Raw genomic sequence first — 21,914 nt, forward strand, 5'->3', positions numbered from 1 at the left:
CGCCCACCGGATGAAACCGTGCCGTCAACGCTCAGCAGTTTCGCAGATGTGACGCACATACCGGAAGAGCTGGGACAAGCGATGAGACTAGAGGAGATTCGGGAGTCTGGATCTGAGGAGAATCACAGCGGCAATTTACACAACTTGACAAGACGTGACCCAGGAAGAGCTTATCTGGCGTTGTTCCAAAGGCCATTGCAATGTCCACTGCCATCTCGTAAGTTAGTCGGATGTTGCCTCTTTCAAGTTCGGACATGTATTGCTTAGAACGACCTATCTTCGTGCCAAGTTGCTCCAATGTCATTCCGCGTTGCTGCCTGATTTGGCGTAATCCGTGAATTGTCGGCATGCGGCTCTCCTGCCTGCCCACTCAGTCCAGATTTTGTGTATCGTTCGACCTAACCCGAGTATAGTACAGATATTCTGTACTGTCAAGCAGGTGTGTAAAGACTTAGTTTACATGTAAGAGTCCAGACATAATGGACTAAACTATGATGGGAGGTGGTCTCTGTGGACTTCGCCAGCCGCCTGCGCCAGTTGAGGCGGGAGAGAGGCTTGACCCAATCTTCTCTGGCCGGATATCTGGGCATATCGAAGCAAGCCATCTCAAACTACGAGACCCGCGCCAACACCGCTCCTCAGGACGTAATGGAGCACCTGGCTGACATATTCAACGTGTCGATTGACTATCTGATGGGACGCTCAGATTTCCAGCATGCACCGTGCGTTCATGGGCATGGAGACGCGTACAGCCTGCCTCCCGAACTGCAGGCCGCGTTTCGCGGCCGGAGGTGGGATCAACTCAGACCCGAGACCAGGCGGATTATCGTGCGCGTTGTCTCGCAGATCGAAGCCGAATTGGAGCATCTGGAACCAGAGGAAGGCGAGTAAGGCTATCCACGCACGGTCGCCAGCTTTCTGCCCACTACAGGAATTGCGCATCATCGCATGGAATTACACATAAAGACTGGGCCTTCTTGCAGCAAGATCCTCCCGGGTTGCGCTCTGGGTTGTCGACTGGCTTGTCGCGAACCAGATCATGCGGCGCAACGACGACGACTTCTGTGAAGCATCGCACGAAGGATCGACCTGCTCGTGAGAAGGAGAATGATGGCAGCGCATCGAAAGCGCCAGTTGTATGCAACAACGCCAAAACACATCTGGAGGGTTGAACAATGAGAAAACGAAGCGCAGCCTTGATCATTGCCGTTCTAGTCATGTTGTCGTTTTCGCTAACTCTGCACGTTCAAGCGGCTCTTCCATCTGCCAAACACATTGCTGCCGAGAGTAGTGTTGAACTCCAGAACCAGGGCCAGACGATCAGGGGAACCCTGACGATGCCGAAGGCTGAAGGCCCCTTCCCGGTTGTGATCATTTTCCACGGGTTCAGCGGCCAAAGGCATGAGATGCCGGTTGTCGGCACAGACGAAGCCCTTTTCCAGCGGACTGCTCGCGTCCTGGCCGAACAGGGTTACGCCAGTCTCCGCATTGATTTTCGTGGCTCAGGTGAGAGCGATGGTCAATGGGCTGACACTACGTTCAGCGGGCAGATCTCCGATGCCTTGGCTGCCGTGGACTACGTTTGCGGGTTGGACGAGCTCGACCCTAATCGCGTGGCCGTTCTCGGCCTAAGCCAGGGAGGCCTGGTAGCTGCCGCGACGGCCGGGAGAGACCGGCGTGTCGCCTCGGCGGTTCTCTGGTCAGCCGTGGCCAGTCCATCTGCAACATACGCCGACCTATTGGGGGCGGATGCAGTACTAAGGGGGCTGAACTGCGGCGTTGACGATCTGGTTACCGCTGCATTGCCGTGGGGCGCTACGACAACCCTGAAGGGTTCGTTCTTCCGCGACCTGTACATAGTTGACCCAGTAGCCGAGATCACTGCTTACAAGGGTCCACTTCTTGTCATCGTGGGCCTGAACGACACTATCGTGTCGCCGCAACCCCAATCCGGAGAGATCTACCTTGCCTATCACCAGGGCGACGAGGCACTGGTGCAGCTCGACGCTGACCACATGTTTGATTGTCTGGCCAGGCCTGAGAAGGTTGACGAGGCGATTTGCGCCACCATTGGCTGGTTGGACAAAACGCTCTGAGTCTGAAGCCCGACTCATCGAGACTCATGGAGATATCTGGAGCCGAGGCTAAATGCCTCGGCTCGCTTCAGGTGCGCTCGGCATGTTCGTCGTCTAGTGGGTGAGAGTCTCTGACGGCGAAGGCAGCAGTAGCCGTAGCTTAAGCTCACGTTCCGCCGCCATGGCGGCGATCAGACAAGTCGCGCCCGACAGAGACTCGACATACTCCGCAATGTGATTCTGAGTCGTTGGGCGCCGTGTGTTATAGCCGTTCCTCCTGAGTAATCCGATGCTCTGTTCTACTCATGGCGGCGGCACTCCTGCATGCCGAGTTTCGGAGAGGCCGAGGGATCTGGGACAGATCTCGAGATTGTGGTTCAGCATGACGCGCGTGTTCACCTCGGAAGGATTCGGGGCAACGATGGAGAACTTAATGCTAAGGGCTTAATAACTCCATATTAATTCGTGGGGCTTAACAGCGTTCAGGGAGCCAGGTCATGTCGGAATGGGAGGACTGCCGGTGAACACTGCGCTGCTGGATTCCTCGCAGGCCGCGGGCGGGCTGGTTCTGGGTGCACTCGTTCTAGGGCTCGAATACTGGGCCAAGGAGCTGGTCTCTGCTAGTCCGGCTGTTGCTGCGGCCTGCGTTCTCAATAGGCGGGTCTACTGGCGCGCTCGCGCCCTCCTAGCCGGAGTGCTGGCCGTTGCGCTGGCGATGGCATTTCGCCCGGGCTGGTGGATCATCGTGGTCGCATCTGCACAGGCCGCCCTTGCCGGCGCCGAACTGGCCTGTGACAGCCTGCAGGCCAGGCTGTATCTCAGGACGGGCTTCAGCTTTCGTCGGCTCGGGCTAGTTCCAATGCTCCTTCTGGTTGCGCTTGCCGCCAATCACGTCGTCCGATGCATGCTGGGCAAGATCACCCCTCATGGACTGAGCGATGCTCCGATCTACCCAGGCGAGGAGCCATACGCTGATAATGAGACTATCAAGGCAGGCCGGGTCATTGGCATGCTGGAGAGGTGGATAATGGCGACCTTCATAGTGCTAGGACAGTACGGCGCCATTGGTCTGACTTTGACGGCCAAGTCCATCGCCCGATTCTCAAAGATCGAGAAGGATCCCGCGTTCGCCGAGTACTACTTGCTCGGAACACTGTTCAGCATGGTGATAGCTCTGCTGGTGGGGCTTCTGCTCAAGGTGGTGGTCTGATGGTTCCCGCGGGCGAATTCGTTGCAGTCAAAATCGATATCCGGAGGTCAAGGCGGATACGAAACCGCGAACAGGGGCAGGAGCAGTTCTTCGAAACGGTGGCGGTCTTGAATAGGGAATTCGCTGACTCCATTCAGGCTCGGTTCGTGGTGACGCATGGTGACGAGGCGCAGGGGATGTTGAAGGCGGATGCGGCGCGAGACGCATTCCCAATAGTCGAGCGGGCGACTAGCGCAATGTCCCTCGCTGAGCTGCGTTTCGGAATAGGGCTTGGCGCTCTCGCCACATCGTTGCGGCCTGAAGCCATCGGAATGGATGGAGAGGCTTGGTACAGGGCGGGCTCAGCCTTGGACACCGCCAAGACAAGGAAGAAATATGTGGTGTTCGATGGTTTCGGTGATCAGGTAGATAAGCAACTGTGCGCGATGGCCAATCTCCTGCTCTATCTGAGGAACGGGTGGAGTGATCAGCAGCGTCGCGTGGTGGAGCTTGTGGATGCTGGCAACACGCAGTCAGCCGCTGCAGCTCTACTCGGGGTAACCGAGGCTGCAGTCTCGCAACGGCTCCGAGCGGCCGGCTGGCATTTCTATAGAGACGGGCGGGACATCATGGCGAGCTTGCTTACTGTATGAGAGTTCACATCTGTGTAACCGCAGGGACGCCACTGTTAACAGTTATGTCATCCTCCCTTAACCACCCCACGTGATAATGGGTGTGAAGGGAGGATGATTTCTATGAGGTGCACACCCAGATCCACAGCAGTCATCTGCATGTTGGCCTTCACGCTGGTTCTGAGCACGGGGCTTGCCAGCGCCCGAAGCCAGGTCACCGTTCAGGGATCCACCACAGTTCTTCCTATTGTACAGAGGATGGCGGAAGAGTTCATGAAGGAGAATCCATCTGTCTCCATGTCGGTGCGGGGTGGAGGGTCAGGCAACGGCCTGGCCGCGCTGATCGATTCCACGGTGCAGATCGCTATGGCATCACGGTTCATCAAGCCCGAGGAGGTCAAGAGGGCCATAGCAAACGACGTGTACCCGGTTCCGTTCAGGATTGCCCTTGATGGCATTGCAGTCGTGGTGAACTCGAAGAACCCAGTGGACAAGCTCACCCTGGCCCAACTGAAGTCGGTGTACACTGGGGAGATCACTAACTGGAAGCAGCTCGGAGGCCCGGACCTGAAGATAGTGGCCGTATCCCGCGATACCAGCTCAGGCACTTACGAGGTGTATGAGGAACTGGTGATGAAGGGCGCGAGGGTTGCCCCCGACGCTCTGCTTCAGGCGTCCAACGGCGCAGTTGTCGATGTGGTGTCGAGGACCCCAGGCGCCATAGGATACGTGGGCCTCGGATACCTCGCATCGAACCTCAAGGCGGTGAAGGTCGGAGTGTCCGACAAGGCGTACGTGCAGCCGTCTCTTGCCTCCGTTCAGTCGGGGCAATATCCGATAGCCAGGAACCTGTACGTTTTCACCAAGGATTGGCCCACCGGCGACTCAGCCAGGTTCATCGACTTCATGCTGAGCCCTGCAGGTCAGAAGGTTGTTCGCGAAGAGGGCTTCGTGCCTCTCTGGTGATGGAGGAGCATGTCATGAAGAATCAGGTTCGCGAAGGCGCCGCTCGCGTGCTTTTGGCCGCGGCGGCCCTATCATCGTTGGCGTTTCTGATCGGGATCATTCTGGTGTTGTTCCGCGAGGCGTTGCCGGCGCTTCGCGGTGTGGGACTGGCTGAGTTCGCCTTTGGCACAGAATGGTATCCCACCTCTAACCCGCCTTCGTTTGGGGCCCTGCCTCTGATTGCTGCGTCGCTTCAGGTTACTGTGGGATCCATGGCCATCGCAGTCCCGCTAGGACTGCTATCAGCCATGTTCATGTCGCAGGTTCTCCCCGCGTCCATACGGCAGATTGTGAAGCCCGCAGTCGAGCTTCTCGCAGGGTTGCCATCAGTAGTGTACGGGCTTTTCGGTATGCAGTTCGCTGCTCCAGCGGTGATGCGCATCTTCCATCTGCCGACCGGGCTCACAGCCCTAACTGCATCCATTGTGCTTGGGATCATGGCGCTTCCCACAGTGGCGAGCATAGCGGAGGACGCTTTCTCTTCAGTGCCGTCAGCCTACAAGGAGGCTTCAGTTGCACTCGGCGCCACCACGTGGGAGACGGTGAGCAGGGTTGTCGTTCCCGTGGCCCTTCCGGGGGTTGTTACTGCAGTTCTGCTGGGAATCAGTCGGGCCATAGGGGAGACCATGACAGTGCTCATGGTCGCCGGCGGATCTGCGCGAGTCCCCACTTCATTTCTGCAGCCGGTGAGGCCTATGACCGCGACGATCGCGGCGGAGATGGGGGAGACTCCGGTAGGAAGCCTCCACTACCAGGCGCTGTTTGTTCTCGCAGCTGGGCTGTTCGTTATTACTCTGCTGTTCAACCTCGTTGCGCAGAGGCTGACGGCGAAGTTCAGGGCGAAGGTGGGATGAGCAATGAAGGCCGTGATCTCGAGCGCGCCGGACCCTTCGATCAGCAGTTGTACTGCCAGGGAACGCAGGCAGCGCAGGCGTCGCGAACGTACGCAGATCGTTATGCTCATTACTATGGGCGCTGGACTTGTGGTGACACTCGGATTCCTCCTGCTTATGCTGGGGTTCATTGGGTGGCGGGGTTTGCCCGTAGTCAACTGGGCATTCCTCACCCAGATGCCTCGCAGGGGTATGACTGAAGGCGGAATCCTTCCTGCGATTCTGGGCACGTTCTGGCTGACGGTCGGCTCAATGGCCGTCGCCGGGCTTCTCGGGGTTGCATCAGCCGTGTACCTTGCGGAATATGCGCGGCAGGGATTCGCCCTGAGGCTGATCAGAACGGGCGTGGCCAACCTGGCGGGGGTTCCTTCGGTAGTGTTCGGCCTGTTCGGGCTGGCTGTGTTTGTAAAGGCCATGAGGCTCGGGGTTTCGATACTCTCCGGTGCACTTACCCTGGCGATAGTAGTGCTGCCCACGATCATCCGGTCGTCAGAAGAGGCGATAATGGCTGTGCCAGGGTCGTATCGTGAGGCATCCCTCGCGCTTGGAGCGACCAAGTGGCAGACAGTTCGCTACGCGGTGCTGCCGTCGGCATTCCCGGGAATACTCACTGGGTTCATACTATCGATTGCACGCGCGATGGGGGAAACTGCCCCCATAATGCTCACTGCGGCCACATTCTTCACGGCAAGCCTGCCGCACTCTCCCTTCGATGAGGTGCAGGCCCTTGCGTACCACATATTCGCGCTCGTTACTGAAGGGACTCGCCCGGAAGCACAGACGCCGATGGCTTTCGGAACCGCCGTTGTCCTCATGGCGATGGTGATTGGAATGAACCTCATAGCCACTTCGTTGAGAGCTCGTTACGAGAAGAAGCGCGCGCGCTGATGCGTCAGGCCCGGGGAGACCTCCCGGCGGCCTGGCGCCAGGTGAGCCCTCAAAGCTCAGTACGCCTCTCGCTGCCCGGTAACCATGTATATCACACGCTCTCCAATGTTCGTGGCGTGATCCGCGATCCGCTCCAGGAATCTCGCAACGAAGAGCAGATGCGCCGCCTGCAGGCTGACGTTCGAGTCGTGGCTCGTTACGATGAAGGTCATGAGTTCATCAAACAGGATTTGGTAGGTTCCATCTACAATGTCATCGTTCTTGCAGGTAGCGCGCGCGAGATCTGCGTCGTGCGATACGAATGCGTCTAGGCTTCCCTTGATCATGGCCTGGGATAGCCGCGCCATCTTCGGGATATCGATCAACGGCTTGATTAGGGGCCGATTCCCGATCCTGATCACTGTCTCGCTTATGTTGACCGCATGATCCCCGATTCGTTCCAGATCCGTTGCGATGAGAATCGCCGTGGTGACCAGTCTGAGGTCCTTCGCGAGCGGTTGTTGCAGTGCGAGGAGGTTCACGCACCGCTGTTCGATTCCAAGTTCGAGTTCGTCGATCCCTGCGTCGCCCGCTGCTGCATCGCGGGCCATAGCCGCATCTTGCTTCGCAAGGGCTTCCACCGACCGGCGCACCGCATCCTCTACGACGCTGCCCATGCGTAGAATGTCCTGGTTCAAGGCTGCAAGCTCGCTCTCATATGCCTGCCTTCTCACATCCGACTCCTCCTTGCGGGTTCTGATTGTGCGCTGCCCTTTCAGCCGTATCTGGCGCTATCCGAAACGGCCGGTAATGTAGTCCTCGGTTCGCTTGTCATGTGGTGTCTCGAAGATGCTTTTGGCATCGCCGTATTCTACAAGTTCGCCCATGAGGAAGAAGCCGGTCTTGTCCGACACTCGCGCGGCCTGCTGCATGTTATGGGTGACGATCACAATCGTGTACTTGCGCTTTAGCTCCGCCATGAGATCCTCTATGCTTGCGGTCGATATGGGATCGAGGGCAGAGCACGGCTCATCCATCAGCAGCACTTCGGGTTCAACCGCGAGCACCCTGGCGATGCACAGTCTCTGCTGCTGGCCTCCGGATAGCCGCAAGGCTGACTCTCTGAGCCTGTCCTTCACCTCATCCCACAGTGCCGCGGCCCTGAGGCTCCGTTCCACCATGTCTGCCAGCCGCTGCCCTACGGCCATTCCATGGATCCGCGGACCGTAGGCCACATTGTCAAACACTGACATGGGGAACGGGTTGGGCCTCTGGAATACCATTCCTATGCGCTTGCGGAGCCTCACCAGGTCGGTTCCTGGCCCGTAGATGTCCTGGCCGTCGATCACTACACTTCCGCGGACTGATGCACCAGGCGCCAGGTCATTCATGCGGTTCAGCGTCCTGAGAAACGTGGACTTCCCACAGCCGGACGGGCCAATGAGCGCTGTGATCGTGTTCGCGTCAATTGAAATGGACATGTTCTTCAGGGCTTGATAGGCACCGTAGAAGACATCTAACGAAGTGGTGTGGATCTTATCTGGCATGTCGTCAGACACCCCCCACAGATATTCTGTCACAGGCCTTTTGCACGCGCATTCCCGGCCTGTAAACAGTTGTTGTGGGGGTGTTAACCACGTGTTAAGCAGTGACATAAGGGTTAGCCGCATTCGCGCATCCGCTATTCAGGGTCGGGGGAATTCCGCGTTCCGAATTGACTACATGTGGCCGGAGGAGGCCCAAACCGGTACGGTGAAAGAGAAGGTGGATCCTCTGCCAGGCACGCTGCTGGCCCATGCCTCTCCGCCATGTCGCTCCACTATGTGTTTCACTATTGAGAGGCCGAGCCCGGTGCCTCCTAGCTGGCGTGATCGCGCTCGGTCCACGCGGTAGAATCTCTCAAATATCCTGGGAAGGTGTTCCACGGGAATGCCCACGCCCGTGTCTGCGACGTCCACGCGGACTGTAGCGCCCACGCACGACGCAGAGACTACGATGCTTCCGCCATCAGGGGTGTACTTTACTGCGTTTTCGAGCAGGTTCACCAGAACCTGCACAATGAGGGGTTCATCGCCCTGCACTGCGGGCAACTCAGCCGGGATCTGAAGGAGGACCTGGATGCTCTTGCCCTCGGCCTTGCTCTGCACGGCCTCCAATGCGCGTTGTGCGGCGTCTGAGATCATGACGGGCGATAGAGGCATTGAGGCATTAGTACACTCGAGCCTAGAGAGATCGAGAAGGTCAGAGATGATATGCGCTAGCCTGTCTGCCTCGCGGTCGATGAGTTCGAGGAATCGTCTCAGGGTTTCCCCGTCTTCCATTGCACCGTCCAACAGTGTATCTGCAAATCCCTTGATTGATGTGACTGGGGTTCGAAGCTCGTGCGATACATTGGACACGAAGTCCTGTCGCACAAGTTCGAGCCGTCGAAGGTCTGTCACGTCTTGGAGAACGGCGACTGCGCCCGCAACCCCAGAGCCGGAGGCGCCGGAAATGGGCGCCGCGTGGATTCTCAGGGCGAGAGCGCGCGGCGACTGAGCCGTGGTTTCTCGGATGTCATCACTTCCAGCTGAAGCAATCGCCAGCGAGTCTGCCAGATCTCGGTTGCGCACTATCTCCAGGATATGCCTGTTGAGGGCCTGGTCTGCTCTCACGCCGAACATGTCGCAGGCCGCCTGATTGACCAATAGGATTCTCTGGGATGCGTCGACGGCGACAACCCCATCTGCCATGGCAGATAGAATGGTTTCCATCTGGTTCTTCTGCCTTGAGATCTCTCCGACGCTTTGCTCCAACTCCCGAGCCATGTGGTTGAACGCCTCAGCAAGCTGGCCTAGTTCATCGTTGCTCCTGGCTCTGACCTTGCGGCTGAAGTCGCCGCGGGCGATTGCGCGGGCTGCAGTGGCCATGTTCTTGAGAGGATCGCTTATGCCCTTAGAAAGCACCAGGCTGAGGGCGACTCCGGCGATGGCGGCAATTCCGACGGCGTTCAGCATGAAGCCCCTCACTGCTGCTGATGACTGCTCCACTTGAGCCAGGGAGGCCGCCACTCTCACATAGCCAATCACGTCGCCTGCGGACGTGGTTACCGGCACTGCGCAGTACCTAAGGCCGCTGCCCAGGCTCACGCTGTATCTTGTAATCAGCCCGACGCCTGACCGGTACGCCTGAAGAACCTCTGGCCGGTTACCATGGTTTTCCATTGAGACAGGATTGCCCTGAGAATCTCCTAGGACCGTTCCGTCTGCTGCGATAACCGTGACGCGAAGCCCTGTCTTGGCTCCTAAGCCATCAGCCATGAGATCGATGGCTGCGGGGCTCTGGGTCTGTACAAGCATATTCCGCACTACCTCTGCGACGAGCATGGCGTCCGTGGTTAGTTCATGATCGGTCCTGGAGACGAGATGCCCGTGAATGGCGCTGGTGAGGCAACCAGTGATGAGCAGTAACGAGATCATCACCACAAGAACGTACGTGGCGGACAGACGCTGGCGATATCCCAAGCGAACCATAGACTCCCGGCCTCCCTGATAGGCGCCTTACTTACGCATGTTCCGAGAATCGGTAGCCCACACCATGCACTGTTTGAATGTACACAGGACGCGAGTCGTCCTTCTCGATCTTCTGTCGGAGACGGCGGACATGCACGTCCACTGTGCGCGTATTGCCTGCATACTCGTACCCCCAGACTCGTTCCAGGAGAAGCTCGCGGGAAAGCACTCGACCGCTGTTGGCAACGAGAAAACGGAGCAACTCCAGCTCCTTCGGTGTAACCTCGACCCGGCGTCCGCGGACCTCCAACTCGAACCTGTCAGCGTCAATCAGCACATCGCCTACGCGAATCCGGCTAGGCTCATCACCCCGTCCGCCTGGCGCGGAGTTCATGCTCTGCCGACGAAGCATTGCTTTCACTCTGGCCACAAGCTCGCGAGGGCTGAACGGTTTCGTTACGTAGTCGTCTGCTCCCACTGATAGCCCGAGCACCTTGTCGAACTCCTCGGCCTTCGCGGTGAGCATGATGATTGGCACTGTCATCTCCCTGCGAAGCGTCTGGCAGACCTCAATCCCATCGATGCCAGGAAGCATCAGATCGAGGATGATGAGGTCAGGCCCATGGGTCCTCGCTTTCTGTAGGGCTTCCTCACCGTCATATGCTGCGTCAACGCAGAAACTCTCCCGCTCCAAGTTGAACTGAATCAGCTCTACGATCGAAGGCTCATCGTCGACTACCAGGACCCTCTTGGACATGTGTGCACCTCCTCGGGCCTGATGTGCCCAGACTCATTATACCACCTGCTGAGCCTGGTGATGGAACGTGCACTTGAGTGGGTCATTGCACCTGCGCGTTGCTCATGCGGAGAATGAGTGAAGATCATTGGAAGGCCGCCCAGGCCTCGCATGAAGCGAGGGCGGGGCGGCGCGGCGCCTGCGTACGCTCAGCGTTTCGCTGCGGGACAGATTCCGTCGTCTTCTTGGCAGAATGAGCACACGGGAGAGAGCATCTCTGCTGCCTTGATCGTGTACTCAATGCTGCTGGTCACTGCATTCCCACTGTGAACGCTCACAAACGCCCTGATTGGCGCGTTGGCTGGGATCGGGCACACGACTGCCTCGAAATTGCCTGCATTGGCGCTGAGCGCCGCATCTTTGACACAGCATCCGCCTGCGATGTTGGCAAGACGCCTAGAGTCAACTGGGTTGCATGCGGGGCAATCGAGGCTGAAGAGCTTCACGTCGGCGTCGATGGGTGTGTTCCCGGTGTTTTGCACCTTCACGTTGATGGCATTGTTCTGCCCGGTGCGCACGAAGAACGGCCCTGTGGTGAGCGGCCCTGTCGACGGCGGTCCACCGTCCGGCGGAGTCGGATTGTGCTCCTGAACCTCAACACTGCACACCCTGTCGAGGTCGATCACCATGAACTGAGCGGTCTCACTCTCTACCATGCAGCCTCCGCTTACAGCCCTGATCAGGATTCCTGTGGAGTCGCACGGTGCAAGGCTCAGGAACCCGCAGCCTATCGAATGCAGATGCGCATTGCTGGCCTTCTTGCAGCAGCCGTCGCACTCGAACTCGACGGCCACACATAGGTCGTCAAGGTCTCCGCACCCACTGAGCGCTTTTGCCAGTGGATGCTGGCAGAAGACATTCTCATCACTTACCTCTGGGCCGGGAGAGGTATGATCTACGTCCACTTTCCTTCGCCCTCCTAGATGAGTTGATTCTTGAGGTCACGACGCTCAATGCACTATACGCGAGGGTGATGAGGGGGTGTTTGGGACAATGAGGCGCTAGGCCTCAGGGCATCCGTGTCCTTTGGTACAACGTTAGGCATATCCAGACGTGTTCGATTGGCAAAAGTGACGCAACCTGGAGGATTCCTTACGCACTGCGTCGTAGTAGTGAGCCATCGCTCTAGCACGGGCCGTATACCATGGACAGTGCAGAGGAGGACATAGCGGTATGAAAAACCATGCAGTATTCGGCCAGCACATGAGCCAATGTGGGAAACCCGTAGCGTTGGTTCTCTGTGCCATCGCGGTATTCGTGGCGTTCTCGGGTATCGCAGCAGCCTCGCAGGCAGCGCCTGAGCTATTCTCTGAGATGCTGTCCGGACCGATCTGGACCGTCATCTACGAGGCAGCGTCTGTCCATCCTGACTCGGCCCACCCGGGCGCTTTTGTTGAGGGGACGCCGGTGCGTGCAAACCTTAGGCTGTTCGACTCGGCAGGTTGGCTGATCCAGGACATTGCATACTCGGTGGATGGATCCGCGTCGGTCAAGTCCATCACTTCCGTGGATGGTCAGGGGATTCCAGTCAGCGTGCTCCACTATTCCGGCAAGAACGCTCTCATGGCGAGGGAGTCCATCCAGCGATCTGCAGCGGACGATGGCGGTCTCAGCTTCGTGCGAACAGTCTGGGCGGTCGATGGAACCCTGACGAGCACGACTGTGGTTCGCTGTGACCGCTCCGGGCGCGAGATCTCAAGGGAGGTTCGCACGGCAGATGGCGTCGTAGCAGTTACGATGCTCAACGAGTACGATCCTAACGGCCGGTTGCGCTCGCGGAAGGAGTATGGTCCTGCTGGGGCGCTAACAACGGACACCGAGTGGGACTACGATCAGTCCAATGGCCTGCTGGTTTCAGAGATGCGTAAGGGGCCTGAGGGCGAGTTCACATCGACGTTCGAACTCGACCTGGATGGGAACTGGATTGTGAAACGCACCTCCAGGATGATCAGGCTTCAAGATGGCAGCGTCGTGTTGGAGCCGAACGAGATCATCTACAGATCCATCACTACACATGGCTGAGAGTGCTGACGCAAGCCCCCGGGCGGGGCGGGGAATCCCTCTGTCGATGCTCGCATCTCTCATCATCAACTCCAGTTTCGGCGACAAATTCTCATAGGAGGTAGTCGAGTATGAAATCAGGTTCAAAGTGTCTGTCTCTGTCTCTGTCGCTAGTTGCGTTGGTTCTGATGCTGGCCGCTATTGCCCTTGCACCGGCGATGTCGGCCGCAGGCGCCGCCGCTATCCCCAAGGCTTCACAGCCTGTGCTTATGGTGAGTGCGGGGCAGGGCAATGGAGTCCTCGTCGCGACTGCTCTCGCCGATAGGATAAAGCTCCCCTACGACTACTCTGATGTCCCCACCGCGAAGCACGTTGCGGCAGGCGCCGGCCTGGAAGGGTTCGTTGAGGGCGATGGTGCGCACAGAGAGCTGAAGTCGGGAAAGCCGAAGGGAACTCCCTACCAGACCGTGTTCCTTGTCATGGGCGCAAGCCTCAAGGGAATGGGAGCGTCGGGGCTCTCCCTGAACCAGGAGGTAGCACGGCTTAAGGATGTCATCAAGTACTGCCGGGACAAGAAGATTCTCCTTGTCGGCATGCACGTTGAGGGCAAGGCCATGCGCGGCAAGCCTGGGTCGGACAATGAGGCAATCATCGATGCCGTCGCTCCATTCTGCGACTACCTTATCGTGATGAACACGAGCAACCAGGACGGCAAGTTCACACAGATCGGCAAGGAGAAGAACATCCCAGTGAGCGTGGCCGAGAAGACCAGCGAGATCCAGACCATATTCCAGACGATGTTCGGCCTTGCCAAGTAGTGGATCAGGTTGCTTGGCCCTACGAAAGGAGAATGGGCATGTTCCTTAAAGTCTCAGTAGTGCTCGCGGTGATGGTTGGAGCTTACATCATCGCAAAGGGCCCGTTGAAGCTGTCGGTGGAGCTATCTATGCTCATTGCCGGGCTGGCGGGCGCAGTGGCCAGCGGAAACTACCTGCCACTGCGGCATATCGCAGAAGGGTCGGTCACATATCTCGACTTGGCCCTCATTTTCTTCACAGCCACTCTCTTCATGAACATAATCAAGGAGTCTGGCGGCCTCAACTACGCTGTCAGAGGGATTCTCACGGAGTTCGGGAACAATAGACCGGTTGCTCTGATTCTTCTGATGTTCCTCATGCTCATACCTGGGGCTCTCACAGGCTCTGGGAGCGTTTCGGTTTTGGTCTCGGGAGGCGCCGTCGCCATGGCCCTCTCGCATCTGGGGATCTCCAGGCAGAGAATTGCAGCCATGATATTCATCCTTGCCGGGCTTGCCGCTGTGGCGCCTCCTGTGAGCGTTTGGGCCATGATGACATGTGCAGGAACTGCGATTCCCTACGTGGGCTTCGAGCTTCCGCTGGGCGTTCCAGTACTGCTGCTTGGGGTGTTCACGTCGTTCTACTATGGCCTCCGCCGCACTGAGAGGCTTGGCGACTCAGTGAAGGAGCTTCCCGATGTTCCAACCGGGCAGAGCGGAGTGCGCGTGTTCGTTCCTTTCGCAGTCGTGTTTGCGCTTATCATTGCATCTCGGCTTTGGCCTTACAAGATGCCAATTCTCGGCCTGCCTCTGATATTCATGATCGGCGCCGTGGTTGCCCTGCTGATTAGCCCTAAGAAGGTGGACCTTCTGAGGGTGTCAAACGAGACTGTGCGGCAGCTGCTTCCTCTGCTTACCACGGTCACAGTCATTGGAATCCTGATTCAGTTGATGACCGTGACTGGAGTCCGAGGCCTGCTCTCTTATTGGGTGATCGCAATGCCGCTGGTGCTCATATTTGCGCTCCTGCCCATTACCATCCCGCTGTCGGAGGGAGTGCTCGGGTTCGGTGGCGCAGCTGTTATCGGGATCCCACTTATCTGGACGTTCAACTCAGTTGGAGTACATCCGACGATAGCCTTGGCAGGGCTTTCGCTGTTGTGGTTCCTAGGTGATGCTCTGCCGCCGACAGCCATCATTGGCAGACTCACTGTACAGACTGTGGACTACAAAGGTTCCTATTGGACCTTCCTGAAGACATGCTGGGCGCCATGGGCCGTCATAACGGTCGTGGGCACATTAATGGTGGTTTTCAGCAAGCAACTGGCGTTCCTCGTCATATAGCGGGGGGCGCATCTACTGGAGGTGAGGCGGATGTCGATCATAACGATTCTGTACTACGCAATATCGGCCTACCTCGCGGCGCTGTGCGTCTGGAACTTCGTGCGCGAGAAGAGACTTCAGGAGGCGGCCATGTACGCGGTGGTCCTGGTCCCGCTGCTCTTGAGGGTATTCCGCATTAAGTGACAGGCGCGAGGATGGAGGGTTAAGGAATGTCACGAAATGCCCTGGGCAAGCTGATCATAGCGGTGGTCGCCCTCATGGTTCTCGTGGTTGGCGGCCGCGAGCTCTACATTCACCGGCGCTACAAAGAGCCGGTCGTTCTAGGACCTGGAGTCTCAGATGTGCGAAAGCTCTCCGATTACTTCGCTCCTCTGAAGGGCACTGCCAACGATTCCACCGTGTACGTGCTCGACGGTGAGCGTGAGGGCGGCAATGTGCTGATTCTGGGCGGAAGCCATCCGGCAGAGGTGGCAGGAACGCTCGCAGCGATTGTCATGGTGGAGAACGCCCGCGTGCAGGCGGGAAAGGTGTTCGTCATCCCTCACATGAACCGGAGTGGATCGACGGGCACTCAGCCGTCTGGAGGCTATCCGCTCTACTACGATATCAAGACCGATTTCGGAGCTAGGAAGTTCAGGCTTGGAGATAGGGTTACCAACCCTCTCGACCAGTGGCCCGACCCGGATGTATATGTTCACTATCCGAGCGGTCAGTCTCTGTCGTATGTTGAGATCCGGAATATCAACAGGTGCTGGCCGGGGAGGCCAGATGGCACTGTGACTGAGAAGACGGCCTATGCGGCCATGGAGCTCATACGCAAGGAGAACGTTAACGTCGTGATAGACCTCCATGAGGCAGAACTGCTCTATCCGGTCACAAACTGCATCGTAGCTCCTTCTAAGAGTACTTCGATTGCTACCCTGGCAGCTATCAACCTGTGTGGATCGACTTTCGACATCCACACCGAGCCGTCTCCAGGCGGCTATCATGGTCTCACCCATCGCGAGGTGGGGGACCACTCAGATGCGTACCCGTTCCTTATCGAGGCGCCTGAGCCCTTCCTCGACCAGCCGACCGGGCCCAAGACCGTAGACCTCCTGGTGAATGGGGTTGACGAGTTCCTCCTATCCCTCGGGAAGCGTGATCTTCTGTTCGTCGATTATGACGAGACGGGCAAGCCCATGAAGCTCAGAGTTGGTCGGCACCTTACGACTATGCAGGCCCTGTTCGAGGAATGGAACAACTTCAAGCCAGATCTCGAGATCGCAATTGAGTCGCCTGACTACGACGACCTGATGCAGAACGATGTAGGCGCCTACCTGCACGATCCTGCATCGGTTGACCAGTCGAAGGTGGCATACGACTAGCCGTTCGCCAGTATGGATGCGCCTGCCGGGCCATCCGGCGGGCGGCGCCGCCGACAGTGGCGGAGGGGGGTGGAATCTCTTATCAACGCGAAGAGAGGCGCGCCGAGAAACCCGAACCATGTATAAGGAGGAGTGCTTCGGTGTTTAGGAAGAGTCCATTAGTTGCTCTACTTGTGGCCGTTATTCTCGCAGTGTCTTCGGTCGCGGCTTTCGCATGCACGTCCATACTGGTTCCGCCCAGCTCCTCAGTTGATGGCTCAGCCTCGGTAACCCACACGTGTGATTCCGGCTCGTCCCCGTTCGAAGTAATTAAGGTTCCGGCTGCCGATTGGGCGCCGGGGACCATGACTGATGTGCTGGACCTGCCCCAGTTCACCAGCGGCAATCAGATGCACGTTGCGGCCGGTGAGCCCACAGGCAACAAGATTCCGCAGGTTGCACACACTTACGGGTACATAAGGGCGCTGTTTGGCGTGATCAATGAGAAACAGGTGTCCATCGGCGAAACCACGATCAGTGGACGCAGAGAGTCTCAGAATCCCGCCGGTTTCTTCGACATCACCAACCTTTCAATGTACGCCATGGAGCGGGCCGCTACCGCTCGCGAGGCCGTGAAGGTGATGGGAGAGCTGGGTGAGAAGTACGGATATAAGGACGGCGGCGAGGAGCTCTCAGTTGCCGACACCAAGGAGTGCTGGGTATTCGAGATGGTCGGACCCGGCCCCCTGTGGCAACAAGGCGACGAGGGCCCTGGTGCATACTGGGTTGCGCAGCGGGTCCCCGAGGGTCACGTGTCTGCCTCTGCGAACAACGCGGTGATCCGCGAGATCGACTTCAACGATCACGAGAACTTCATGTTTGCACCTGGAATCGTTGAATACGCCGTGTCCAAAGGCTGGTACAAGCCGGAATCCGGCGAACCCTTCAATTGGAGGAAGCACTTCTGCAACGCCACTAGCTTCGAGACCAGTGGTCGCCGCGTCTGGCGTGTGTTCTGCCTGGCGGCGCCGTCCCTCGCCGAAAAGCTCGACGAGAGGGATCTGCCGTTCTCGGCGCCTGTCGACAAGAAGCTCTCGATCAGCGACATAAACGCGATTCAACGTGACCACTACGAGGGGACCAAGTTCTATGGCGGCAACTCCCTCGCGGCTGGCCCCTTCAACAACCCCAGGCGCTATCGCGGACTGGGCTTCAAGGTGGATGGCAAGAACTACTCCTGGGAGAGAATGATCGCTCAGGTCCAATGCGAGTACAGCATCTGCACCCAATCCCGCGGGTGGCTGCCTGACGAGATTGGCGGCCTCGTGTGGTATGGCGCGACGAATCCGGACCTTACCTGCTACGTTCCGCTGTATGCGTCGATGACCAGCGTATCGCCTGCTATGAACACTAAGGCAGGGTCGCATCAGGAGTTCACGCGCGATTCCTACTGGTGGGCGATATCCGCGGTGAGCACCTATGCGGATCTGAAGTGGTCCTACATGAGCAAGGACATCAAGGCGAATATCGACAAGTACGAGGGTCATGCTCTTCGTACCCAGGGCGCCATCGAGGCGGCAGCCCTTGAGCTCCACAAGCAGGATCCAAAGCTTGCAGTGGAATTCCTTACAAACTACGCGAACAGGAACGTGGAGACCGTGCGTGATGCATGGTGGCAACTGCTCGACACTTTGATCTGGAAGTACAACATGGGCTTCGTTACTGAGGACGGCAGGGTCAGGTCGGTTAGTTACCCCGAAGCGTGGCTGAGGAAGGTCGTCGGCAGCGGCGAGCCCGGCCACTGGGCGAAGTAGACGCCGAGTCAAATGCGCCCCGACCGCGCCTGCTGGCAAGCCGGGGCGCTTTCCATACCTGGATACTGAACCCAGCAATGAGCATCCTGCGTGGGCCTTGACCATACCCAAAGCAACAATGAGGAGGAGTGTGAAAGATGAGGCGCAACCCTGGCTCATGTTTCAAGGGCAGACTCATAACCGTGGCCGTGTGCATTCTGGTTCTGGCGGTTTCGTCGGCGGCATTCGCGTGCACCTCCGTACTGGTTTCCCCGGGTGCGTCAGTAGATGGCTCCGCCTCTGTTACCCAAACAGCCGACTGCGGCATGTGCGCCTTTGAGATCGAGAAGATCCCAGCGAAGGACTGGCCCGAGGGCGCCACAGTTGAGGCGCCCTACCTTCCCCAGTTCACAGGCGGCTACCAGATACATGACGTGATGAAGCCCACAGGGAAGTTCATCCCACAGGTTGCCCATACCAATGGCTACATCAAAGGGATCTTCGGGATGATCAACGACAAGCAAGTGGGAATCGGCGAGACAACCACGAGCAACAGGCCTCAATCGAAGAACCCCAACGGCATTGTCGATATTACCAACCTTTCGATGCTCGCAATGGAACGGGGCAACAGCGCCCGAGAGGCAATCCAGACCATGGGCGACGTTGCGGTGACGTACGGGTACAAGGATGCCGGGGAAGCGCTGGCAGTATCCGATTCACATGAAGCGTGGCTGTTCGAGATCTCAGGCCCCGGCCCCCTGTGGGAGCAGGGCGATGTGGAACCCGGGGCTTTCTGGATTGCGCAGCGTGTGCCCGATGGGCATATCGCGGCTTGCTGCAACAACGCGGTGATCGATGTAATCGATTTCGACGATCACAGCAATTTCATGTATGGTCCTGGCATCAAGGAGTACGCGATAGAGAAGGGTTGGTACGATCCGGCGAGTGGAGCCGAGTTCAGCTGGAGAAAGCACTTCTGTAACGCGACGTCCTTCGTCACATGCGGTCGCCGCGTGTGGCGCATATTCGGCCTGGCTGCCCCATCGCTCGCGGGCACTCTGGATGAGACTAACCTTCCGTTCTCGGTGCCGGTCGACAAGAAGCTATCCATAGCCGACATCGCTGCGATCCACCGTGACCACTACGAGGGCACGCCCTACGATAGCACCAAGGGCGTAATGTCGGGCCCATGGGGTAATCCGCGGTCGAAAGGCACTCCGCCGGCGATCGACGGGAACAGGTACGCGTTCCAGCGAAGGATCGCCATTCCAGGATGCGAATACAGCATCATTGCCCAGTCGCGCGCTTGGCTTCCTGATGCCATAGGGGGCATTCTGTGGTATGCTCCTTCGAACCCGGATGGCAGCAACTACGTGCCGATTTACAACTCCGTGACCAACATCTCGGAGTGCCTGAACACAAAGGCTGGCGACCACCACACCTTCACGCGGACCTCCTACTGGTGGGCGGTGTCGGCCGTGAACACCTACGCAGACCTGAAGTACTCCTACATCATCAAGGACATTCAGGCGACTAGGGAGCAGTACGAAGGGCTCGCCATCAAAATGCAGGCAGCCATCGACACTGCGGCGCTCCATCTGTACGAGAACGATCCAAAGCTTGCGACGGAGTTCCTGACCGACTACTGCAACCGTAATGTTGAGTCTGCCCGAGATGGGTACTGGGATCTGCTCGACAGGCTCATGTGCAAGTACAACGCCTGGACAATCACGGAAGACGGCAAGATAACCACTCCGGCCCTTTCCGAGGATTGGGTCAGGATGATGATCCAGTTCGACACTGGTGACTGGTACAAGCGGTAGTTCCATTCGTTGGCCGCGAGGGGATGGTTCTCCCCTCGCGGTGCGCTGTTACGTTATCACATCCCCGTCAGGGCAACTATGCCCGGTTACCACGGGCACTAGGAGGATCAGAAAGTGAGAGCAAGGCCATTTTCGCATTACAGATCCTGCCATGTCGTGATGGCTGTCTGCGTTCTCGTCCTATCGCTTTCCTCGGCGGCATTCGCTTGCACCTCCGTACTGGTCACGCCAGGCGCGTCGGTTGACGGTTCGGCAACGGTGACTCATACGGCAGACTGTGGATCCTGCGCGTTTGAGATCGAGAAGGCGCCTGCAAAGGACTGGGCGCCCGGTTCCATGGTGGAAGTGCCCTATCTGCCCCAATGGACCGGTGGGCAGAGGATATCCGATGCTTCCAAACCGACAGGCGCGATGATACCGCAGGTGGGCCACACCTATGGGTACATCAAGGGCCTCTTCGGCATGATCAACGAGAAACAGGTTGGAATAGGCGAGACCACAATAGGGGGCCGCGCTGACTTCGGCAACAAGAACGGCATGTTCGACATAACCAACCTCTCAATGCTTGCGATGGAGAGGGGCGCTACCGCTCGAGAGGCGATTCAGGTCATGGGAGACCTGGCCGTGAAGTATGGCTACAAGGATTCCGGTGAGGAGCTGTCGGTATCCGATACCAAGGAGTGCTGGGTATTCGAGATCGTCGGCCCGGGGGCTCTGTGGTCCCCTGGCGATGAGGAGCCCGGAGCGTTCTGGGCGGCTGCTCGGGTTCCTGATGGCCATGTAGCGGTGTCATCCAACTCCTCAGTGATACCGGAGATCGACTTCGACGACCAGGAGAGCTTCATGGTAGGCCCTGGCATCCGCGAATTCGCAGAGGAAAAGGGCTGGTGGACCCCGGAGTCGGGCAAGAAGCTCAACTGGCGTTTCGACTTCTGCGACAGAGTCAGGCCCGACTACAGCTACAGGAGGATCGTGCGGATATTCAGCCTCGTGGCGCCACAGGCCAGCGCGTCGATAACTGAGGCAAACCCGCCGTTCTCGATCAAGGCCGAGCGCAAACTCGCGATGGCGGACATCGCCAAGCTTCACCGAGATCACTACGAGGGAAGCCAGTTCGACCAGACAACGAGCATTACGGCTGGTCCATGGGCTAACCCACGCCGCTATCCCGGATGGAACTTCAAGGTGGATGGCAAGGCCTATTCGTTCAACAGGACCATTTCGGCGATAGGTTGCGAGTATGTCATCATGACGCAGTCCCGAGGGTGGCTGCCCAACGAAATCGGCGGAGTGCTCTGGTACGGTCCAGCGGTCTCCGCCACCACGTGCTTCGTACCCTTCTACAACAGCGTGTCCAAGATTGCTGACTGCATCGGAGAGAAGTCAGGATCTCACATGGAGTTCACCCGCGAGTCGCTTTGGTGGGCGGTATCCACCGTGAACACCCTGGCCGATCTCAGGTGGTCCCTGATGATTACGGACATCAACGTCATGCAGGATGCATGGGAAGGCAAGGCCATGCGGGAGCAGGCAGCCGTCGATGCCCAGGCGTTGGAACTCTACAGTAAAGATCCTGCGCTCGCGTGCGCGTTCCTCACAGACTACTGTGGCGATAACGCATATGCAGTGCGGGACGCCTGGTGGGCCTTCCTGGATAAGCTGCTATGGAAGTACAATGCGGGATTCATCAACGATGGCACGAAGATCTCGTCACCTGGATATCCGGAGGCCTGGCTGAAGAAGGTCGTCGGCCTCGACGAAGCAGATCACTACGCGAGGTAGTTGACATCGACCGCGACTCGGTCCCGCAGGATTCCGACGAGGGGCCGAGCGTAGCGGCGACTGCCGCAATGGGAGAGGCCC

General features: G+C 58.2%; 20 protein-coding genes. 15 read left to right on the forward strand and 5 right to left on the reverse strand.

All coding sequences use genetic code 11. From position 1 onward, the window contains the following. Positions 1-510 precede the first annotated feature (510 nt). The 7 genes from VB144_09825 to pstA all read left to right on the forward strand — a co-directional run bounded on the left by VB144_09825 (position 511) and on the right by pstA (position 6,682). Positions 511-891, forward strand: a complete 381-nt coding sequence (locus tag VB144_09825; GenBank protein MEA4883930.1) for a helix-turn-helix transcriptional regulator — start codon at positions 511-513, stop codon at positions 889-891. 284 nt (positions 892-1,175) lie between these two features. Further along, positions 1,176-2,096 (forward strand): alpha/beta fold hydrolase, encoded by a 921-nt coding sequence (locus VB144_09830; protein MEA4883931.1) that lies wholly within the window; start codon positions 1,176-1,178, stop codon positions 2,094-2,096. Positions 2,097-2,595: 499 nt separating this feature from the next. Then, positions 2,596-3,285: a hypothetical protein gene (locus VB144_09835; GenBank protein ID MEA4883932.1), complete on the forward strand. Its 690-nt coding sequence runs from the start codon at positions 2,596-2,598 to the stop codon at positions 3,283-3,285. Next, entirely contained in the window at positions 3,285-3,917 is a 633-nt protein-coding gene (locus VB144_09840; protein MEA4883933.1) for a SatD family protein, read from the forward strand. Before VB144_09835 ends, VB144_09840 begins: the two co-directional genes overlap by 1 nt. Positions 3,918-4,019: 102 nt before the next feature. Beyond that, positions 4,020-4,862, forward strand: coding sequence for a phosphate ABC transporter substrate-binding protein (locus VB144_09845; GenBank protein MEA4883934.1), 843 nt, complete (start codon positions 4,020-4,022; stop codon positions 4,860-4,862). Positions 4,863-4,876: 14 nt separating this feature from the next. Beyond that, complete coding sequence (gene pstC / locus VB144_09850) at positions 4,877-5,755, forward strand: phosphate ABC transporter permease subunit PstC (protein MEA4883935.1); 879 nt, start codon at positions 4,877-4,879, stop codon at positions 5,753-5,755. Between the two features lie 3 nt (positions 5,756-5,758). Beyond that, a complete protein-coding gene (pstA, locus tag VB144_09855) occupies positions 5,759-6,682 on the forward strand; it encodes a phosphate ABC transporter permease PstA (protein MEA4883936.1) in 924 nt (307 codons plus the stop codon). Positions 6,683-6,738: 56 nt separating this feature from the next. Here pstA and phoU read toward each other — a convergent pair whose 3' ends face one another. From phoU to VB144_09880, 5 genes are all read right to left on the reverse strand, one after another. Then, entirely contained in the window at positions 6,739-7,395 is a 657-nt protein-coding gene (phoU, locus tag VB144_09860) for a phosphate signaling complex protein PhoU (GenBank protein ID MEA4883937.1), read from the reverse strand. Between the two features lie 57 nt (positions 7,396-7,452). Next, positions 7,453-8,208, reverse strand: a complete 756-nt coding sequence (gene pstB, locus VB144_09865; GenBank protein ID MEA4883938.1) for a phosphate ABC transporter ATP-binding protein PstB — start codon at positions 8,206-8,208, stop codon at positions 7,453-7,455. 171 nt (positions 8,209-8,379) lie between these two features. Then, complete coding sequence (locus VB144_09870; protein ID MEA4883939.1) at positions 8,380-10,173, reverse strand: ATP-binding protein; 1,794 nt, start codon at positions 10,171-10,173, stop codon at positions 8,380-8,382. Between the two features lie 31 nt (positions 10,174-10,204). After that, positions 10,205-10,909, reverse strand: a complete 705-nt coding sequence (locus tag VB144_09875; GenBank protein ID MEA4883940.1) for a response regulator transcription factor — start codon at positions 10,907-10,909, stop codon at positions 10,205-10,207. Between the two features lie 188 nt (positions 10,910-11,097). Continuing rightward, positions 11,098-11,853 (reverse strand): hypothetical protein, encoded by a 756-nt coding sequence (locus VB144_09880; protein ID MEA4883941.1) that lies wholly within the window; start codon positions 11,851-11,853, stop codon positions 11,098-11,100. Positions 11,854-12,121: 268 nt separating this feature from the next. Between VB144_09880 and VB144_09885 the strand changes: the two genes are divergently transcribed. From VB144_09885 to VB144_09920, 8 genes are all read left to right on the forward strand, one after another. Beyond that, positions 12,122-12,970 (forward strand): hypothetical protein, encoded by an 849-nt coding sequence (locus VB144_09885; protein MEA4883942.1) that lies wholly within the window; start codon positions 12,122-12,124, stop codon positions 12,968-12,970. Positions 12,971-13,080: 110 nt separating this feature from the next. Next, complete coding sequence (locus VB144_09890; GenBank protein ID MEA4883943.1) at positions 13,081-13,767, forward strand: DUF6305 family protein; 687 nt, start codon at positions 13,081-13,083, stop codon at positions 13,765-13,767. Positions 13,768-13,805: 38 nt separating this feature from the next. Beyond that, positions 13,806-15,089, forward strand: coding sequence for a C4-dicarboxylate ABC transporter (locus VB144_09895; GenBank protein ID MEA4883944.1), 1,284 nt, complete (start codon positions 13,806-13,808; stop codon positions 15,087-15,089). Positions 15,090-15,119: 30 nt separating this feature from the next. Next, positions 15,120-15,272 (forward strand): hypothetical protein, encoded by a 153-nt coding sequence (locus VB144_09900; protein ID MEA4883945.1) that lies wholly within the window; start codon positions 15,120-15,122, stop codon positions 15,270-15,272. Between the two features lie 26 nt (positions 15,273-15,298). Further along, entirely contained in the window at positions 15,299-16,456 is a 1,158-nt protein-coding gene (locus VB144_09905; protein MEA4883946.1) for a succinylglutamate desuccinylase, read from the forward strand. 140 nt (positions 16,457-16,596) lie between these two features. Continuing rightward, positions 16,597-18,249, forward strand: coding sequence for a C69 family dipeptidase (locus tag VB144_09910; GenBank protein MEA4883947.1), 1,653 nt, complete (start codon positions 16,597-16,599; stop codon positions 18,247-18,249). 137 nt (positions 18,250-18,386) lie between these two features. Continuing rightward, entirely contained in the window at positions 18,387-20,051 is a 1,665-nt protein-coding gene (locus tag VB144_09915; protein MEA4883948.1) for a C69 family dipeptidase, read from the forward strand. Between the two features lie 114 nt (positions 20,052-20,165). Next, positions 20,166-21,833, forward strand: coding sequence for a C69 family dipeptidase (locus tag VB144_09920; protein MEA4883949.1), 1,668 nt, complete (start codon positions 20,166-20,168; stop codon positions 21,831-21,833). Positions 21,834-21,914: the final 81 nt, after the last annotated feature.

It is taken from the genome of Clostridia bacterium (assembly GCA_034926675.1).
GTDB lineage: Bacteria > Bacillota > DTU025 > DTU025 > DTU025 > JAYFQW01.

Coding starts and splice junctions, on each gene's coding strand:
- VB144_09845 (MEA4883934.1), top strand. CDS start 4,020: ATGAGGTGCACACCCAGATCCACAGCAGTCATCTGCATGTTGGCCTTC.
- VB144_09895 (MEA4883944.1), top strand. CDS start 13,806: ATGTTCCTTAAAGTCTCAGTAGTGCTCGCGGTGATGGTTGGAGCTTAC.
- pstB (MEA4883938.1), bottom strand. CDS start 8,208: ATGCCAGATAAGATCCACACCACTTCGTTAGATGTCTTCTACGGTGCC.
- VB144_09875 (MEA4883940.1), bottom strand. CDS start 10,909: ATGTCCAAGAGGGTCCTGGTAGTCGACGATGAGCCTTCGATCGTAGAG.
- VB144_09870 (MEA4883939.1), bottom strand. CDS start 10,173: ATGGTTCGCTTGGGATATCGCCAGCGTCTGTCCGCCACGTACGTTCTT.
- VB144_09830 (MEA4883931.1), top strand. CDS start 1,176: ATGAGAAAACGAAGCGCAGCCTTGATCATTGCCGTTCTAGTCATGTTG.
- VB144_09885 (MEA4883942.1), top strand. CDS start 12,122: ATGAAAAACCATGCAGTATTCGGCCAGCACATGAGCCAATGTGGGAAA.
- pstA (MEA4883936.1), top strand. CDS start 5,759: ATGAAGGCCGTGATCTCGAGCGCGCCGGACCCTTCGATCAGCAGTTGT.
- VB144_09840 (MEA4883933.1), top strand. CDS start 3,285: ATGGTTCCCGCGGGCGAATTCGTTGCAGTCAAAATCGATATCCGGAGG.
- VB144_09900 (MEA4883945.1), top strand. CDS start 15,120: ATGTCGATCATAACGATTCTGTACTACGCAATATCGGCCTACCTCGCG.
- pstC (MEA4883935.1), top strand. CDS start 4,877: ATGAAGAATCAGGTTCGCGAAGGCGCCGCTCGCGTGCTTTTGGCCGCG.
- VB144_09890 (MEA4883943.1), top strand. CDS start 13,081: ATGAAATCAGGTTCAAAGTGTCTGTCTCTGTCTCTGTCGCTAGTTGCG.
- VB144_09905 (MEA4883946.1), top strand. CDS start 15,299: ATGTCACGAAATGCCCTGGGCAAGCTGATCATAGCGGTGGTCGCCCTC.
- VB144_09915 (MEA4883948.1), top strand. CDS start 18,387: ATGAGGCGCAACCCTGGCTCATGTTTCAAGGGCAGACTCATAACCGTG.